The following is a 16,359-nucleotide window of genomic DNA, read 5'->3' as shown; positions in this document are numbered from 1 at the left end:
CGTGCCCGGTCGTGCCGAGGGGTGCGCGGTTACGCCATGGTGTCCAGGATCTCCTGGACCATCTCCATGGTGGTGCCCGGGTGCAGGAAGGCGAAGCGGGCGACGGTCTCGCCGTCCCAGCCGGTCGGGGTGACGAAGCCGATCTGGTCGGCCAGCAGCTGCTGGGACCAGCGGTAGTAGTCCTCGTTGGTCCAGCCCTTGCGGCGGAAGCAGACGGCGGAGAGCTGCGGGTCGTGCAGCAGTTCCAGGTGCTCGGTCCCGCGGATCACCCGGGCGGTCTCCTGGGCCAGTTTCAGGCCCTCCTCGATCGCGTCGGTGTACGCCTGGGTGCCGTGCACCGCGAGCGAGAACCAGAGCGGCAGGCCGCGGGCGCGCCGGGTCAGGTGGTAGGCGTAGTCGGTGGGGTTCCACTCGTCGCCCTCGGTGTGCAGGACGTCCAGGTAGGAGGCGTCCTGGGTGTGCACCGCGCGGGCCAGCTGGGGGTTGCGGTAGAGCAGCGCGGCGCAGTCGAACGGCGCGAACAGCCACTTGTGCGGGTCGACCACGAAGGAGTCGGCGTGCTCGATGCCGTTGTAGCGCTCACGGACCGAGGGGGCGAACAGGCCCGCGCCGCCGTACGCGCCGTCCACGTGGAACCACATGCCGCGCTGGCGGGCGACCTCGGAGAGGCCCTGCAGGTCGTCGACGATGCCCTCGTTGGTGGTACCGGCGGTACCGACCACGGCGATCACGGTCTCGGGGTTGGGGTCGGCGGCCAGGGCCGCGCGCAGCGCCTCGCCGGTGAAGCGGCGGTCCACGGTCGGGACCTTGAAGGCCTCGACGCCGATGATGTTGAAGGTGTTCTTGACCGAGGAGTGCACCTGGTCCGCGACGGCGATCCGCAGCCGCGCCTCCGGGCCGACACCCAGCTTGCGGCGGGCGGTGTCGCGGGCGACCACCAGGGCGGAGAGGTTGCCCGCCGAGCCGCCGGAGACGAAGGTGCCACCGGCCGTCTCGGGCAGGCCGGCCCGGTCGGCGATCAGGCGCAGCACCTGGTTCTCGGCGGCGATGGCGCCGGCCGCCTCCAGCCAGGAGATGCCCTGCAGGGAGGCGCAGGAGACCACCATGTCGAAGAGCAGCGCGGCCTTGGTCGGGGCGCACGGTATGAAGGACAGGTAGCGCGGGCTGTCGGCGGAGATGACGGCGCGGGAGAGCTCGTGGTCGTAGAGCTTGAGCACGTCGGCCGCGTTGTTGCCGTGCTCGTTGAGCAGGCCGGCCAGCTGGGTGCGCAGGTGCTCGCCGTCACCGGGGTGGTCGAGCGGCACCGGGTCGTACTGCAGCCGCTCGCGCATGTAGTCGAATACCAGGTCGACCAGCTGTGCGTCGGGCCGGTGCATGCGGTTCGGGGCTGCGGACACGAGTGTCCCCTTCGCTGTGGGGTGCCAGGGAGGCCCGGGGCATGTGGGGCCGTCCGGACTTGATCAGCGTAGGCAGCGGCCCGGTTGTCGCGCGCGTCGGAAAGGGGCCGGTCAGGCAGGATTCGGGCGTGTTGAGAACGCGCCACGCAGGATTCCTGCGCGGTGTTCTCCGGAACGGTCCAGCGGCCGGGTGGGGACCGGGTGCGCGCCGGGTGCGGGCCTGACGCGGAGCGCTAGCCGATGAGCTGGGAGAGCACCACCGAGCTGCGGCTGCGCTGGACTCCGGGCTCCTTGCGGATGCGTTCGATGACGGCTTCCAGGTGGCGGGTGTCGGCGGCTCTCAGGTGCACCAGGGCGTCCGGGTCACCGGTGACCGTCCAGGCGGCGACCACCTCGGGGAACTGCCGCAGGCTGGCGAGCAGCTCCTCCGGCGAGGTGCGGGCGCGGCAGTAGATCTCGACGAAGGCCTCGGTGCGCCAGCCGAGCAGGGCGGGGTCGAGGACCACGGTGAAGCCGCGGACCACCCCGCGGGCCCGCAGCCGGTCGATCCGGCGGCGGACGGCGGTGGCGGAGAGGTTGGCGAGCAGGCCGATCTCGGCGTAGGAGGCGCGGCCGTCCCGGCTGAGGTGTTCGAGGAGCAGCCGGTCGGTCTCGTCCAGCAGTGACGCCCCGCCGAGGTCTGACGGTCGGTGCGTGCTCATCGGTGCTGGCTCCACGGGTGTCGTGCTGCTCTGATCGGGCGCCGCCGGATGGGCGACGAGCGCCGCCGACGGGGGGGTGCCGGGCGGGCGGCGGTGGGCGGTGGGACGTTACGGCAGCAGTGTCCGCAGAAACGTCACACCGCCCTATTCTGACGAAAAGTCTTGGTCAGTCCACCAGAAGGACGATCTTGCCCCTGGTCCGGCCCTCGGCGTTGAGGGCCTGGGCACTGGCCGCCTGGGCGAGCGGGAAGGTCGAGGCCACCGGCACGGTCAGCTTCCCCGCGTCGGCGAGCGTGGCGAGTTCGGTGAGATCGGCGGTGTCCGGGCGGACGAAGACGTAGTGGCCGCCCTGGGCGACCACACCGTAGTCGGTGATCGAGGCGATCCGGGCCGGGTCGGCGACCAGCTCCAGGGACACCGCCACCGCCGTTCCGCCGACCAGGTCCAGGGCCGCGTCCACCCCGCCGGGGGCGAGCGCCCTGACCCGGTCGGCCAGCCCCGCCCCGTACGTCACCGGCTCGGCGCCCAGGCCCCGCAGGTAGGCGTGGTTGCGTTCGCTCGCGGTGCCGATCACCCTGGCGCCGAGCGCCTTGGCGATCTGGACCGCGAGGCTGCCGACGCCGCCCGCCGCCGCATGGACCAGCACGGTCTCGCCCGACCGCACCCGAAGCGCCTTGACCAGGCCCTGGTAGGCGGTGAGCCCGGCCAGCGGGAGGCCGCCCGCCTGGGCCCAGTCGAGGGCGGCGGGCTTGAGCGCGAGCGTACGGACCGGCGCGGAGACCAGTTCGGCGTACGTGCCGTGCTCGACCGAGTCCTTGCGGACGTAGCCGATCACCTCGTCCCCCGGTTTGAACTCGGTCACCGCACCGCCCACGGCCTGCACCACCCCGGCCAGGTCCCAGCCCATGATCAGCGGGAAGTGGACGTCCAGCAGCCCGTCCAGGTACCCCTCCCGGATCTTCCAGTCCACGGGGTTTACCCCGGCCGCCCTCACCCGTACCAGGACCGAGTCGGGACCTACCTTGGGATCGGGGAGCTCGGTGTACTCGACGACCTCGGGGCCGCCGTACTGCCTGATCGCGATTGCCTTCATGGCACCAGCCAACGCGATCGGGCCCGGGTATCGATCCGGCCACGCCGGAGGCACCCCGGGAAGCTGCCATAACGGCGAGCGGTTCTCATCACATTGACACAATGGCCATCGTCAGAGTGACGCTAACCGGTTATCATCGATAGCGTCAGATAGACGAGAAGGCTGTTCGGAACGATCGGCCGCACAGGAGGGCACCCGCCCGTGACCACCACCACAGAGACCCACGGCGTCGACCCCGACCCGACGCCGCTCGCACTGCTGCTGCTCGGCCGCCAGGCCGACCCGAACAGCGAGCGCGGCGTCGAGTGCCCCGGCGATCTGCCCGCCGCCTCCGACCCCGGCCTGGTCGAGCGCGCCCGCACCGCCAAGGCCGCGCTGGGCAACCGCGTCTTCATCCTCGGCCACCACTACCAGCGCGACGAGGTGATCGAGTTCGCCGACGTCACCGGCGACTCCTTCAAGCTGGCCCGTGACGCCGCCGCCCGCCCCGAGGCCGAGTACATCGTCTTCTGCGGCGTGCACTTCATGGCCGAGTCGGCGGACATCCTGACCACCGACGCCCAGCAGGTCGTGCTCCCCGACCTCGCGGCCGGCTGCTCGATGGCCGACATGGCCACCGCCGAGCAGGTCGCCGAGTGCTGGGACGTGCTGACCGAGGCCGGAATAGCGGACGCGACCGTTCCGGTCTCGTACATGAACTCCTCGGCCGACATCAAGGCGTTCACCGGCAAGCACGGCGGCACCATCTGTACGTCGTCCAACGCCAAGCGAGCCCTGGAGTGGGCCTTCGAGCAGGGCGAGAAGGTGCTCTTCCTGCCCGACCAGCACCTCGGCCGCAACACCGCCGTGCTGGAGATGGGCTTCTCGCTGGACGACTGCGTGCTCTACAACCCGCACAAGCCGAACGGCGGTCTGACCGCCGAGCAGCTGCGGAACGCGAAGATGATCCTCTGGCGCGGGCACTGCTCGGTGCACGGCCGGTTCAGCCTGGACTCGGTGAACGAGGTCCGCGAGCGGATCCCCGGCGTGACCGTGCTGGTCCACCCCGAGTGCAAGCACGAGGTGGTCACCGCCGCGGACATGGTGGGCTCGACCGAGTACATCATCAAGGCGCTGGACGCCGCCGAGCCCGGTTCCAAGTGGGCCATCGGCACCGAGCTGAACCTGGTCCGCCGCCTGGCCAAGGCGCACCCGGACAAGGAGATCGTCTTCCTGGACCGCACGGTCTGCTTCTGCTCCACCATGAACCGGATCGACCTCCCGCACCTGGTCTGGGCGCTGGAGTCGCTGGTCGAGGGCCGGGTGCCGAACGTGATCACCGTCGACCCGGAGACCGAGAAGTACGCCAAGGCCGCGCTGGACCGGATGCTGGCCCTGCCGTAGTCGCCGTCGCACCACAACCGCAAGGGCGGACCCCCGGGAGGGGGCCCGCCCTTGCGGTGTGTCAGCCGTCAGTCCGGAAACCCGGGGATCAACCCGTCGCCCTCGCCCCGCAGCATCGCGGTCACCTCGGTGATCGTCGCCTCGACATTCGGGAGGATGAGATCGGACGGCTCCAACGAGTCGTCCGGCAGCGGTGTGCCGTACTGCCGCACCGCGGCGAGCAACTTGCCCAGTGAATCCCGAAAGCGTTCCTCGTCCCCCGCCTCCAGCGCGGTGAGCAGCTCGTCGTCGAGCTGGTTCAGGTGGTTCAGGTGGTCGTCGCCCACCTGGAACTGCCCCTCACCCATGACCCTCATGATCATGCCGGTGCGTCTCCCTGTGTCGTTGCAGCTCGGTCGTTGCGGCTCAGGTCACTTCTTGATCAGGTCACTTCTTGGAACGTGCAGATCACTTCGGACGCGCTGGTCACTTCTTGTAGTTGATGGTGGGCGGCGCGTCCTGCGGCGTGGCGGCCGGCTTGCCCTGCTCGATCGCCTGCGGAGCCGCGGCCGGGCCACCGGTGAGCTCCGCCTTCATCCGGGCCAGCTCCAGCTCGACATCGCTGCCGCCGGCCACCCGCTCCAGCTCGGCCTCGATGTCGTCCTTGCGGCCCAGACCGCTGGCGTCGTCGAGCGCACCCGAGGCGAGCAGCTCGTCGATCGCACCGGCCCGCGCCTGCATCTGCGCGGTCTTGTCCTCGGCCCGCTGGATGGCCAGGCCGACGTCGCCCATCTCCTCCGAGATCCCGGAGAAGGACTCCGCGATCCGGGTCTGCGCCTGGGCGGCGGTGTAGGTGGCCTTGATGGTCTCCTTCTTGGTACGGAAGGCGTCCACCTTGGCCTGCAGGCGCTGGGAGGCGAGCGTGAGCTTCTCCTCCTCGGCCTGCAGCTGCTGGTACTGGGTCTCCAGATCGGTGATCTGGGACTGGAGGTTGGCCTTGCGGGTCAGGGCCTCGCGCGCGAGGTCCTCCCGGCCCAGCGAGAGCGCCTTGCGGCCCTGGTCCTCGTACTTCGCCGACTGCTGTTGCAGCTGCGTCAGCTGGAGCTCCAGGCGCTTGCGGGAGGTGGCCACGTCGGCGACACCCCGGCGGACCTTCTGCAGCAGTTCGAGCTGCTTCTGGTAGGAGTAGTCGAGCGTCTCGCGCGGGTCCTCCGCCCGGTCCAGGGCCTTGTTCGCCTTGGAGCGGAAGATCAGCCCCATACGCTTCATGATTCCGTCGCTCATGGGCCTCGGGTGCCCCCTTCTCGGGCCTGCGGTTCCGTCACGTGCTGACAACCTTGAGTGTAGGTGCAGCGGGCTGCTGCACGCAGTCCACCTGCCTGCTACAAGACTGCTACAGCCGCAACCGCCCGGACCTCATCCCAGGGATGGATCCCGCCCTGGTTCATGATCCACCACAGCCGGGGGATCCCGTAAGGGGTGGTCGGCCGGATCGGGTGCCGGAATCGGGCGGCGAACGGGCCGCCGGGGGCGGTGCGCGGGCGGGCGGTGCCGGATCGATACCGGTTTGGGTCCGACGGCACGGTCGGAAGGCCACGGCCAGCACGTACGCTGGTGGTGTGTTCCGACGCCGCTCAGATGATGCCTCCTCCTCCGCCACCGTGGTGGCCGAGCAGGACGAGACGACCACCCGCCACCCCGAGGCGCCCAAGGGCCGCCCCACCCCCAAGCGCAGCGAGGCCGAGGCCAGCCGCCGCACCCGGGTGACCGTGCCCAAGGACCGCAAGGACGCCGCCCGCCAGTCCCGCGAGCGGATGCGCGCCGAGCGGGAGAAGCAGCGCATGGCGCTGCTGAACGGCGACGAGAGCGCCCTGCCGGTGCGCGACAAGGGCCCGGTGCGCCGCTTCGCCCGCACCTACGTGGACTCGCGCTGGACGATGGCCGAGTTCTTCCTGCCGTACGCGGTGGTCGTGCTGGTCCTGAGCATCCTCAGGAACCCGACCCTCCAGCTGCTCTCCACGCTGCTGTTCCTGCTGTTCTTCGTCCTGGTCATCCTCGACTTCGTCCGCCTGGGCCTCGGCCTGCGCAAGGCGCTGGCCGAGCGGTTCCCGAACGAGAACACCCGCGGCGCGGTCGCCTACGCCCTGATGCGGACCCTGCAGATGCGGCGGCTGCGACTGCCGAAGCCGCAGGTCAAGCGGGGCGAACGGCCCTGACCGCCGAGCCGGTTCCGCCGCAGTCGTACTGGGCCGCTCCCGCCTGGCCCCAGGGGCCCGGGCTGTCGCCCGTCCCCGGTGCGGCGCCGGGCGCCCTGGCGAACGCGATGCCCGGTGCGCTGCCGGGGCAGGGCGCGGGGGCGCACGACCGGCTTCCCGTCGCCCGGCCCACCGGGCAGCCCGGGATGTCCTGGCTGGAACGGCAGGGCGGACTGCGCAACCTGGTCCGGCAGGAACTGGTGGCCCGGCAGCTCGCCGAGCAGCTCGCCGGACGGACCGGACTGCACGTGCTGGACGTCGGCTGCGGCCAGGGCACCCAGGCCCTGCGGCTCGCCAGGGCCGGCCACCTGGTCACCGGGCTCGACCCGGACCCGGTCACCCTCGGCGCCGCCCAGGCCGCGCTGGCGGCCGAGCCGCCCGAGGTGCGGGAGCGGGTCCGGCTGCTGGGCGGGGACGGACACCAGTGCGGACGCTGGTTCGGGCCGCGCAGCTTCGACGTGGTGCTCTGCCACGGCGTCCTGATGTACCTGCCCGACCCGGACCCGATGCTCGCCTCGCTGGCCCGGATCCTCGCCCCCGGCGGCGTGCTGTCGCTGCTGGTCCGCAACGCGGACGCGCTGGCCATGCGCCCCGGCCTCACCGGCGACTGGCGGGCCGCACTGCACGCCTTCGACAGTCCCCGCTACACCAACCACCTGGGCCTGCCGGCCCGCGCCGACCGGCTCGCGGACCTGACCACCACGCTGGCCGGGGTGTCGGTCCCGCTGCGGCACTGGTACGGGGTACGGGTGTTCACCGACGGCACACCCGAGGACGCCGCGCCGGTGGACGGACGGCAGCTGGCCCAGCTGCTGGACGCCGAGGAGCGGGCCGGCCGCGAGGAGCCGTACCGGCGGGTGGCGGCACTGCTGCACGTGATCGGGTCGAAGCAGTCGAAGTAGGCGCCGGGACGCGGGCGTCCGGACGCCGGGGGTGTGCGGTCGTTCGGGGGCGCGGGAACCGGGCGAGCGGCGCTCTGCAGCGCGCCGGGTTGCTTGCACGGTCCTCGCGCCCCTGATCGCCTGACCGCTCAGGCGGGTGCGAGAGCTGACGGAGTCGGGGCGAGGTGCCCGGCGCCCGCGAAGGTCACTCGGCGTGCAGGCTCATCGTGTAGATCTCCCGGCCGTCGTCCAGCAGTGCGACCCGGTCGGCGCCGTCGTCCACGAGCTGCTTCCACGCCTCGCCGATCCAGGACTCCGCATCCCCCTGGCTGGAGAACTCCTCCTGGCCGTCGGCCGGGGTCACCAGGGTGCCGTCCGCCTTCTCGTACCGCCACGTGAACACCATGCCGGGCTCCTCCCGCCTAGGGACTACCTCGTTGTGCGCTGCCGATGTGCGCTGCCGTTGCGCACACTAGCGTGCCCGGACTGATCGCCCTCATGCCTTGTCGGGATGCCTTGTCGGGCAGGATGTGGCCATGGCACTCCCCCGCACCCTGATCCTCGGCGGCGCCCGCTCCGGCAAGTCCACCCGGGCCGAACAGCTGCTCGCGCCGTACGAGGACGTGCTCTACGTGGCCACCGGCGGCACCCGCGACGGCGACCGGGAGTGGGCCCAGCGGGTCGAACTGCACCGCGAGCGGCGGCCGTCGAGCTGGCGGACGGCGGAGACCTGCGACCTGGTGGCCGTCCTCGCCGACCGGGCGGACGGCGCCCCCGTGCTGATCGACTGTCTGGCGCTCTGGCTGACCGCCGTCATGGACCGGTGCAACGCCTGGGACGACGCGGCGTGGGCCGCCGGCGGCGAGCACGCGGTCCAGCTGCACTGCGACGAGCTGGCCGGGGCCTGGCGCCTCACGGAGCGTCAGGTGATCGCGGTGAGCAACGAGGTCGGGATGGGCGTCGTCCCCGCGACCGCCGCCGGGCGGCGCTTCCGGGACACCCTGGGCCGGCTCAACATGGCCGTGGCGGACGCCTCGGAGCGGGTTCTGCTGGTGGTCGCCGGACAGGTACTGACCGTCAAGCCGGCCGTCGGGCAACCCACGGCGGACTGCGAGGGCCGCCACCGCAACGACACCCGTGCCGTGTAGATTTCCGCTCGATGGACACCACCGTGGATCTCGATACCTTCTCCTCGCTCGTCGAGCGCCCCGACGAGAGCGCCCGCCGTGCCGCCGAGGAACGCTGGCAGCAGCTCGACAAGCCGCGCGCCGGCCTCGGGCAGCTGGAGGAACTCGGCAGCTGGCTGGCCTCCGTACAGGGCAGGTCGCCGGTGCAGCCGCTGACCGCCGCCAAGGTGCTGCTCTTCGCGGGCGACCACGGCGTGGCCGGGCTCGGCATCTCGCGGCCGGGCTCGCCCGGTACCGCGCAGCGGGTGCAGGCGGTGCTGGACGGCACCGCCCCCGTCGCCGTGCTGGCACGCCGCTACGGCGCCGAGGTGCGGGTCGTGGACATGGCCGTGGACGCCGTCCCCGGGACGTTCCCCGCCGAGGTCGAGTACCAGCGGGTGCGCCGCGGCTCCGGACGGATCGACATCGAGAACGCGCTCAGCCTGGACGAGGCCGCACGCGCGTTCCGCACCGGCATGGCCGTCGCCGACGAGGAGGCCGACGCCGGGACCGACGTGGTGGTGCTCGGCGACCTCGGCGCCGGCTCGACCACCGTCGCCGCCGTCCTGATCGGCGCGCTCTGCGGCACCGACGCGGCCGCGGTCACCGGACGCGGCTCCGGCATCGACGACCGGGTCTGGATGGTCAAGTGCGCGACCGTACGCGATGCGCTGCGCCGGGCCCGTCCCGTGCTGGGCGACCAGCTGGCGCTGCTCGCGGCCGTCGGCGGCGCGGACTTCGCGGCCGTCACCGGGTTCCTGCTGCAGTCCGCCGTGCGCAAGCTGCCGGTGGTGCTGGACGGCGTGGTCTCGGCCGCCTGCGCACTGGTCGCGCAGCGGGTCGCGTTCCGGGCGCCCGAGTGGTGGCGTGCCGGACAGTCCACCGGTGAGCCAGCCCAGGCCAAGGCGTACGACCGGTTGACGCTGACGCCGCTTCAGGAGCTGGGCGTCTCGATGGGCGAAGGGGTGGGCGCGCTGCTGGCGCTGCCGCTGCTCCAGGCGGCCACCGACACCCTCGCGGATCCGGCCGACGCGGCGATGATCACCCGGGTGGGCCTCGCGCCGAAGGAGCCGCCGCGCCTGCCCACCGCGGCGGAGCTGCTCGGCCGGGGCTGAGGCAGCCCTCCCGAGGGCACCGCTCCACCGAGGTGCGCGCGTGGTTCCCCGTGCCCGGGAGGTACCCGCACGGTTGAGCGAGTGAGGGGCTGGAGCGGTGTCTCGGAGTACGGCCGACGCGGGGGCGTCCTCGTGGGGGGACGGGGTGCGGTTCGCGTTCGGGACGCTGTCGGTGCTGCGGGTACGGGTCGAGCGGTGGGACCGGGCCGCCGGGGGGCGGGCGATGCTCTGCGCGCCGCTGGTCGGTGTGGTGCTCGGGGCGCTCGCCGCGGGCGCGGGTGCGCTGGTCGCCGGGCGGGCGGGCGGGCTGCTCGCGGCGGTGGCCGCCGTGGCCGTGCCGGCCTGGCTCACCCGGGGGCTGCATCTGGACGGTCTGGCCGATGTCGCGGACGGCCTGGGCAGCGGCAGGCCGGCCGAGGACGCCCTGCGGATCATGAAGCAGTCGGACATCGGCCCGTTCGGCGTGCTGACCCTCGTCCTGGTGCTGCTGGCCCAGATCGCCGCCCTGACCGGACAGTTCGCCGAGTCCGTCGGGCACGGCGCACTGGCGGTGCTGACCGCCGCCGTGACCGCGCGCTGCGCGCTGTCCTGGGGCTGTCTGCGGCCGGTGCCCGCCGCCCGGCCGGGCGGTCTGGGTGCGATGGTCGCGGCCACGGTGCCGCCGGCCGGCGCGCTGGCGGTCTCCGTGCTCGCCGGCCTGGGCCTCGGCGCGGCGGCGTGGGCGGACGGCTGGGCGGCGCTCCGCTACCCGGCCGCGCTGCTGGTCGGCCTGGGCGCGGCCGGTCTGCTGCTGCGGCGCTGCGTACGGCGGTTCGGCGGCATCACGGGCGACGTGCTCGGCTCAATGGCGGAGACCGCGGCCACCGCCGCCCTGCTCACCCTGGCCCTGACCGGGCCATGACGGCTCGTCATACCGACCGGCCGGGGCTGAGATTGGGCATTCGGCGGTCAATTGCACCGTCGGGCGCACCCGTTCGGCAGAAGATAGGGCCGGTACCGAGGGCGGCGTGATCCCATCATGCGGACTACCATGCGGGGAGCACCGTAGCCCTGCGCCCTGTTCCAGCGGAGCACGCCGGGGTGATGCCGGTGCGGCACCGGCGCCGCACCCGGCTGTGGACCGCGAAAGAACAGGACTCTTTACGTGACTGCATTGTCTGTGAGCACCTCCTCCGCCGCCTCGCTGCGCGCGGATGCCCTGGTGATCGGTGTGGGCAAGGGCCCGAAGGGCCTCGTGGTGGCCGCCGGCGCCGAGGCTGTGGCCGAGGCGTTCGAGGGCAAGCTGGCCGAGGTCCTCAGCACCCTGGGCGCGACCGGTGCCGAGGGCGAGTCGGTCAAGCTTCCCTCCCCCGCCGGGCTGAAGGCCGCCCTGGTGCTGGCCGTCGGCCTCGGCGAGGCCTCCGACGAGGGGTACTCCGCGGAGACGCTGCGCCGTGCGGCCGGTGTCGCCGCCCGCACGCTGTCCGGCGCCAAGAAGGCCGCGCTGGCCCTCCCGGTCGCCTCGGCCGAGGACGTCGAGGCGGTCGCGCTCGGCGGCCTGCTCGGCTCGTACAGCTTCACCACCTACAAGGCCTCGGAGAACGGCAAGACGCCGGTCGGCGAGCTGGTCCTGCTGACCGACCGCAAGGGCAGCAAGGAGGCCAAGGCCGCCGCCGAGCGCGCCGCGGCGATCGGCGAGGAGATCAACCGCGCCCGCGACCTGGTCAACGCCGCTCCGAACGACCTCAACCCGAAGTCCTTCGCCGCGATCGCCCAGGCGGCCGGCAAGGAGCACGGCCTGAAGGTCGAGGTGCTGGACGAGAAGGCGCTGGCCAAGGGCGGCTTCGGCGGCATCCTCGGCGTCGGCACCGGCTCGGAGAACCCGCCCCGGCTGGTGAAGGTGGCCTACACCCACCCGAAGGCCAAGGCCACCATCGCCTTCGTCGGCAAGGGCATCACCTACGACTCGGGCGGCATCTCGCTGAAGCCGGCCGGCCACAACGAGACCATGAAGTGCGACATGGCCGGCGCCGCCGCCGTGTTCGCGGCCGTGGTCGCGGCCAAGCGCCTGGGCCTGGCCGTCAACGTCACCGGCTGGCTCGCCCTGGCGGAGAACATGCCGTCCGGCTCGGCCACCCGCCCGGGTGACGTGCTGAAGATGTACGGCGGCAAGACCGTCGAGGTGCTCAACACCGACGCCGAGGGCCGCCTGGTGCTCGCCGACGCGATCGTCCGCGCCGGCGAGGAGAACCCGGACGTGATCGTCGACGTCGCCACCCTGACCGGCGCCATGGTGCTGGCCCTGGGCAACCGCACCTTCGGCGTGATGTCGAACAAGGACGAGCTGCGCAGCGAGCTGCACGCCGCCGCCGAGGCGGCCGGTGAGCAGTCCTGGCCGATGCCGCTCCCGGCCGACCTGCGCAAGGGCATGGTCGAGTCGACCATCGCCGACCTGGCCAACATGGGTGAGCGGATGGGCGGCGGCCTGGTGGCCGGCCTGTTCCTGAAGGAGTTCGTCGCCGACGGCATCGACTGGGCGCACCTGGACATCGCCGGGCCGGCGTTCCACGAGGGCGCCCCGTTCGGCTACACCCCCAAGGGTGGCACCGGCAGCGCGATCCGCACCCTGGTCCGCTTCGCGGAGGACACCGCGAACGCCTGACCCGCACCCTGGCACCGGCCCTTCGGCCCGGCGCCATGAGGTCCGACCGAGGGTCCGACGCCACTGGCGTCGGACCCTCGTCGCCTTTCCGGGCTACCTGCCGGTAATACAGTTCGTCACATTGTGGGACCGTGTTCGCTCGGGGCGAAACTTTCTTCCGCAAGACGGAACCGCCCAGGTCCACGATCGGCCACACCCACCCCCGGCCGGTCGGCAGCACCGCTGTGAGCTGCGACAATACTTAGAAGATCGGTACATTCCACCCATCTGTTCGAGATCGCCGGACCCGGCCGGGGCAGCCCCGGACATCAACCGCCGCGAACAAGTGCGAAGATGTATTTCCGGCACGACTGGGCGCCTTACAAGGGCTTCCCCACCGGACCGTGACCGGCCCGGCGAACCGCACCCCTTTGCATGGAGGACGTGACGTGGCGAACGACGCCAGCACCGTTTTCGACGTAGTCATTCTCGGAGGCGGAAGCGGCGGTTACGCCGCGGCGCTCCGCGCCGCTCAGCTCGGACTGAGCGTTGCGCTGATCGAGAAGGGTGAGCTGGGCGGCACCTGCCTGCACCGCGGCTGCATCCCGACCAAGGCCCTGCTGCACGCCGCAGAGATCGCCGACGAGACCAAGGAAGCCGCCGAGTTCGGCGTTCTGGCCACCTTCCAGGGCATCGACATCAACGGCGTCCACAAGTACAAGGACGACGTCATCGCCGGCCTGTACAAGGGCCTGCAGGGCCTGGTGGCCTCCCGCAAGGTCCACTTCATCCAGGGCGCGGGCCGGCTCTCCTCGCAGACCTCGGTGGACGTCAACGGCCAGCGCATCGAGGGCCGCCACATCGTCCTCGCGACCGGCTCCGTCCCGCGCTCGATCCCGGGCCTGGAGATCGACGGCAACCGGGTCATCTCCTCGGACCACGCCCTCAAGCTCGACCGCATCCCGAAGTCGGCCGTCATCCTCGGCGGCGGCGTGATCGGCGTCGAGTTCGCGTCGGTCTGGAAGTCCTTCGGTGTCGACGTCACCATCGTCGAGGCCCTGCCGCACCTGGTCCCGCTGGAGGACGAGAACTCCTCCAAGCTGCTGGAGCGCGCCTTCCGCAAGCGCGGCATCAAGTTCGAGCTGAAGGCCCGCTTCTCCGGCGTCGAGTACACCGAGGCCGGTGTGCGCGTCTCCACCGAGAACGGCAAGCAGATCGACGCCGACCTGCTGCTCGTCGCCATCGGCCGCGGCCCGGTCTCGGCCGGCCTCGGCTACGAGGAGAACGGCGTCGCGATGGACCGCGGCTACGTCCTGGTCGACGAGTACATGCGCACCAACGTGCCGACCATCTCGGCCGTCGGCGACCTCGCCCCGACCCTGCAGCTGGCCCACGTCGGCTTCGCCGAGGGCATCCTGGTCGCCGAGCGCCTGGCCGGCCTCAAGCCGGTCCCGCTCGACTACGACGGCGTGCCGCGGGTGACGTACTCCAACCCCGAGGTCGCCTCCGTCGGCATCTCCGAGGCCAAGGCCGTGGAGCTGTACGGCAAGGACAAGGTCGTCACCCTCAAGTACAACCTGGCCGGCAACGGCAAGAGCAAGATCCTGAAGACCGCCGGTGAGATCAAGCTGGTCCAGGTCAAGGACGGCGCTGTGGTCGGCGTCCACATGGTCGGCGCCCGGATGGGCGAGCAGGTCGGCGAAGCCCAGCTGATCTACAACTGGGAGGCCCTGCCGGCCGAGGTCGCGCAGCTCATCCACGCGCACCCGACCCAGTCCGAGGCCCTCGGCGAGGCGCACCTGGCCCTGGCCGGCAAGCCGCTGCACGCGCACGACTGATCTCGGCTCTTACTTCCCCCATTCCCGTACGCAAGACTTGATAGGAGTCGCTGAAACCATGGCGGTCTCAGTAACACTGCCCGCGCTGGGCGAGAGCGTTTCCGAGGGTACTGTCACCCGTTGGCTGAAGGCCGAGGGTGAGCGCGTGGAGGCCGACGAGCCGCTGCTGGAGGTCTCGACCGACAAGGTCGACACCGAGATCCCCGCTCCGGCCTCCGGCATCCTGGCCTCGATCAAGGTCGCCGAGGACGAGACGGTCGAGGTCGGCGCCGAGCTGGCCATCATCGACGACGGCTCCGGCGCCCCGGTTGCCGCCGCCGCCCCGGTCGCGGAGGCCGCTCCGGCCGCCGCCCCGGCCCCCGTTGCCGAGGCTCCGGCCGCTCCGGCGCCGGTTGCCGCTCCGGCTGCTCCGGCCGCGCCCGCCGCCGCTGCGGGCACCCCGGTGCTGCTCCCCGCGCTGGGTGAGTCGGTCACCGAGGGCACCGTCACCCGTTGGCTGAAGGCCGAGGGCGACACCGTCGAGGTCGACGAGCCGCTGCTGGAGGTCTCGACCGACAAGGTCGACACCGAGATCCCGTCGCCGGTCGCCGGTGTCGTGGTGAAGATCCTGGTCGGCGAGGACGAGACCGCCGAGGTCGGCGCCCAGCTCGCGCTGATCGGTGTCGCGGGTGCCGCCCCGGCCGCTGCTGCTCCGGCCGCTCCTGCCCCGGTCGCCGCTCCGGCTGCTCCGGTCGCGCCCGCCGCCCCGGCTGCGCCCGCCCCGGCCCCCGTTGCCGCCCCGGCTCCGGCCCCGGTCGCCGCTGCTCCGGCCGCTCCGGCCCCCGTTGCCGCTCCGGTCGCTGCTCCGGTCGCTCCGGCTGCCCCGGCTGCCCCGGCTGCCGACAGCTCGGACGCCTACGTCACCCCGCTGGTCCGCAAGCTCGCGGCCGAGCACGGTGTGGCCCTCTCCTCCGTCACCGGCACCGGTGTCGGCGGCCGTATCCGCAAGCAGGACGTCCTGGCCGCCGCCGAGGCCGCCAAGGCTCCGGTCGCCGCTGCCGCCGCTCCGGCTGCTCCGAAGGCCGCTGCCGCCGCGCCGTCCCCGCTGCGTGGCCAGACCGTTCCGATGACCCGCGTGCGCAAGGCGATCGCCAAGCACATGGTCGAGTCGCTGAAGGTCTCGGCCCAGCTGACCACCGTGGTCGAGGTCGACGTCACGCGCATCATGCAGCTGCGCGCCAAGGCCAAGAACAGCTTCCTGCAGCGTGAGGGCGTCAAGCTCTCGCCGATGCCGTTCTTCGTCAAGGCCGCCACCGAGGCGCTCAAGGTGCACCCGGTCGTCAACGCCCGGGTCAACGACGACGACTCGATCACCTACCACGACGTCGAGAACGTCGGCATCGCGGTGGACACCGAGAAGGGTCTGTTCGTCCCGGTCATCCACGGCGCCGGTGACCTCAACATCGCCGGTATCGCGAAGAAGGTGGCCGACCTCGCCACCCGCACCCGCGACGGCGGCCTGAAGCCGGACGAGCTGGCCAACGGCACCTTCACGGTGACCAACACCGGTTCGCGCGGTGCGCTGTTCGACACCCCGATCCTGAACCAGCCGCAGGTCGGCATGCTGGGCATCGGCGCCACCGTGCGCCGCCCGGTGGTCATCAACCACCCGGACCTCGGCGAGACCATCGCGATCCGCGACATGGTCTACCTGGCCCTGTCCTACGACCACCGGATCGTGGACGGCGCCGACGCCGCCCGCTTCCTGGCCACGGTCAAGGCCCGCCTGGAAGAGGGCGCCTTCGAGGGCGACCTCGGCCTCTGATCAGTCTCTGATCGGCTGTCTGCTGCAAAGGGCTGTGCCCCGTTCCGTCGCGTTCGCCGCGTACGGGACGGGGCACAGCCCTTTGTGCGCAGGGCTCAGGGCACGCGGCTTCGAGCGGCAGGGGGCG

The 16,359-nt window shown here is 72.0% G+C and carries 15 protein-coding genes; 9 read left to right on the top strand and 6 right to left on the bottom strand.

What is annotated here, in order from left to right; genetic code table 11:
- Positions 1 to 29: 29 nt before the first annotated feature.
- The 3 genes from UK12_RS06325 to UK12_RS06315 form a co-directional block, all read right to left on the bottom strand.
- Entirely contained in the window at positions 30 to 1,397 is a 1,368-nt protein-coding gene (locus UK12_RS06325) for a pyridoxal phosphate-dependent decarboxylase family protein (protein ID WP_231591066.1), read from the bottom strand.
- 233 nt (positions 1,398 to 1,630) lie between these two features.
- Entirely contained in the window at positions 1,631 to 2,098 is a 468-nt protein-coding gene (locus UK12_RS06320; RefSeq protein WP_045300465.1) for an Lrp/AsnC family transcriptional regulator, read from the bottom strand.
- A gap of 166 nt (positions 2,099 to 2,264) precedes the next feature.
- Entirely contained in the window at positions 2,265 to 3,191 is a 927-nt protein-coding gene (locus tag UK12_RS06315) for an NADP-dependent oxidoreductase (protein ID WP_045300463.1), read from the bottom strand.
- 201 nt (positions 3,192 to 3,392) lie between these two features.
- Between UK12_RS06315 and nadA the strand changes: the two genes are divergently transcribed.
- On the top strand, positions 3,393 to 4,574 hold the full coding sequence (nadA, locus tag UK12_RS06310; RefSeq protein ID WP_045300461.1) for a quinolinate synthase NadA: 1,182 nt from the start codon (positions 3,393 to 3,395) through the stop codon (positions 4,572 to 4,574).
- A 68-nt stretch (positions 4,575 to 4,642) separates the two neighbouring features.
- On the opposite strand, the gene pspAA is transcribed toward nadA, so the two are convergent.
- Complete coding sequence (gene pspAA, locus UK12_RS06305) at positions 4,643 to 4,936, bottom strand: PspA-associated protein PspAA (protein WP_045300458.1); 294 nt, start codon at positions 4,934 to 4,936, stop codon at positions 4,643 to 4,645.
- A gap of 103 nt (positions 4,937 to 5,039) precedes the next feature.
- Complete coding sequence (locus UK12_RS06300) at positions 5,040 to 5,837, bottom strand: PspA/IM30 family protein (protein WP_082119357.1); 798 nt, start codon at positions 5,835 to 5,837, stop codon at positions 5,040 to 5,042.
- A 335-nt stretch (positions 5,838 to 6,172) separates the two neighbouring features.
- On the opposite strand from UK12_RS06300, the gene UK12_RS06295 reads away from it, so the two are divergent.
- Together UK12_RS06295 and UK12_RS06290 are read left to right on the top strand one after the other, a co-directional pair.
- Positions 6,173 to 6,769: a DUF3043 domain-containing protein gene (locus tag UK12_RS06295; protein WP_231591064.1), complete on the top strand. Its 597-nt coding sequence runs from the start codon at positions 6,173 to 6,175 to the stop codon at positions 6,767 to 6,769.
- A 107-nt stretch (positions 6,770 to 6,876) separates the two neighbouring features.
- The gene (locus UK12_RS06290) at positions 6,877 to 7,710 is read left to right on the top strand and encodes a class I SAM-dependent methyltransferase (protein ID WP_231591063.1); all 834 of its coding nucleotides are present in this window, start codon (positions 6,877 to 6,879) and stop codon (positions 7,708 to 7,710) included.
- Between the two features lie 184 nt (positions 7,711 to 7,894).
- Here the strand turns inward: UK12_RS06290 and UK12_RS06285 are convergent, their stop codons facing one another.
- Positions 7,895 to 8,095 carry a hypothetical protein gene (locus UK12_RS06285; protein WP_045300456.1) on the bottom strand — a complete coding sequence of 67 codons (201 nt, stop codon included), beginning with the start codon at positions 8,093 to 8,095 and terminating at the stop codon, positions 7,895 to 7,897.
- Positions 8,096 to 8,225: 130 nt separating this feature from the next.
- Here UK12_RS06285 and cobU point away from each other — a divergent pair, with 130 nt between their 5' ends.
- The 6 genes from cobU to sucB all read left to right on the top strand — a co-directional run bounded on the left by cobU (position 8,226) and on the right by sucB (position 16,232).
- Complete coding sequence (gene cobU, locus UK12_RS06280) at positions 8,226 to 8,837, top strand: bifunctional adenosylcobinamide kinase/adenosylcobinamide-phosphate guanylyltransferase (RefSeq protein ID WP_082119355.1); 612 nt, start codon at positions 8,226 to 8,228, stop codon at positions 8,835 to 8,837.
- 11 nt (positions 8,838 to 8,848) lie between these two features.
- Positions 8,849 to 9,970 carry a nicotinate-nucleotide--dimethylbenzimidazole phosphoribosyltransferase gene (locus UK12_RS06275; RefSeq protein ID WP_045300454.1) on the top strand — a complete coding sequence of 374 codons (1,122 nt, stop codon included), beginning with the start codon at positions 8,849 to 8,851 and terminating at the stop codon, positions 9,968 to 9,970.
- A gap of 97 nt (positions 9,971 to 10,067) precedes the next feature.
- A complete protein-coding gene (locus UK12_RS06270) occupies positions 10,068 to 10,871 on the top strand; it encodes an adenosylcobinamide-GDP ribazoletransferase (RefSeq protein WP_045300452.1) in 804 nt (267 codons plus the stop codon).
- Between the two features lie 243 nt (positions 10,872 to 11,114).
- Complete coding sequence (locus tag UK12_RS06265; RefSeq protein ID WP_045300450.1) at positions 11,115 to 12,611, top strand: leucyl aminopeptidase; 1,497 nt, start codon at positions 11,115 to 11,117, stop codon at positions 12,609 to 12,611.
- A gap of 428 nt (positions 12,612 to 13,039) precedes the next feature.
- Positions 13,040 to 14,428 (top strand): dihydrolipoyl dehydrogenase, encoded by a 1,389-nt coding sequence (gene lpdA, locus UK12_RS06260; protein ID WP_045300448.1) that lies wholly within the window; start codon positions 13,040 to 13,042, stop codon positions 14,426 to 14,428.
- Positions 14,429 to 14,486: 58 nt separating this feature from the next.
- Entirely contained in the window at positions 14,487 to 16,232 is a 1,746-nt protein-coding gene (sucB, locus tag UK12_RS06255; RefSeq protein WP_045300446.1) for a 2-oxoglutarate dehydrogenase, E2 component, dihydrolipoamide succinyltransferase, read from the top strand.
- Positions 16,233 to 16,359: the final 127 nt, after the last annotated feature.

It is taken from the genome of Saccharothrix sp. ST-888 (assembly GCF_000955975.1).
Taxonomy (GTDB): Bacteria; Actinomycetota; Actinomycetes; order Streptomycetales; family Streptomycetaceae; genus Kitasatospora.
The sequence above is the reverse complement of the archived record's forward strand: the minus strand, read 5'-3'. Positions and strand labels throughout refer to the sequence as shown.

Excerpts from the sequence above, each read along its gene's own strand:
- UK12_RS06290 (WP_231591063.1), top strand. The coding sequence starts at position 6,877 with ATGCCCGGTGCGCTGCCGGGGCAGGGCGCGGGGGCGCACGACCGGCTT.
- cobU (WP_082119355.1), top strand. The coding sequence starts at position 8,226 with ATGGCACTCCCCCGCACCCTGATCCTCGGCGGCGCCCGCTCCGGCAAG.
- sucB (WP_045300446.1), top strand. The coding sequence starts at position 14,487 with ATGGCGGTCTCAGTAACACTGCCCGCGCTGGGCGAGAGCGTTTCCGAG.
- pspAA (WP_045300458.1), bottom strand. The coding sequence starts at position 4,936 with ATGATCATGAGGGTCATGGGTGAGGGGCAGTTCCAGGTGGGCGACGAC.
- UK12_RS06315 (WP_045300463.1), bottom strand. The coding sequence starts at position 3,191 with ATGAAGGCAATCGCGATCAGGCAGTACGGCGGCCCCGAGGTCGTCGAG.
- UK12_RS06275 (WP_045300454.1), top strand. The coding sequence starts at position 8,849 with ATGGACACCACCGTGGATCTCGATACCTTCTCCTCGCTCGTCGAGCGC.
- UK12_RS06320 (WP_045300465.1), bottom strand. The coding sequence starts at position 2,098 with ATGAGCACGCACCGACCGTCAGACCTCGGCGGGGCGTCACTGCTGGAC.
- UK12_RS06300 (WP_082119357.1), bottom strand. The coding sequence starts at position 5,837 with ATGAGCGACGGAATCATGAAGCGTATGGGGCTGATCTTCCGCTCCAAG.
- UK12_RS06285 (WP_045300456.1), bottom strand. The coding sequence starts at position 8,095 with ATGGTGTTCACGTGGCGGTACGAGAAGGCGGACGGCACCCTGGTGACC.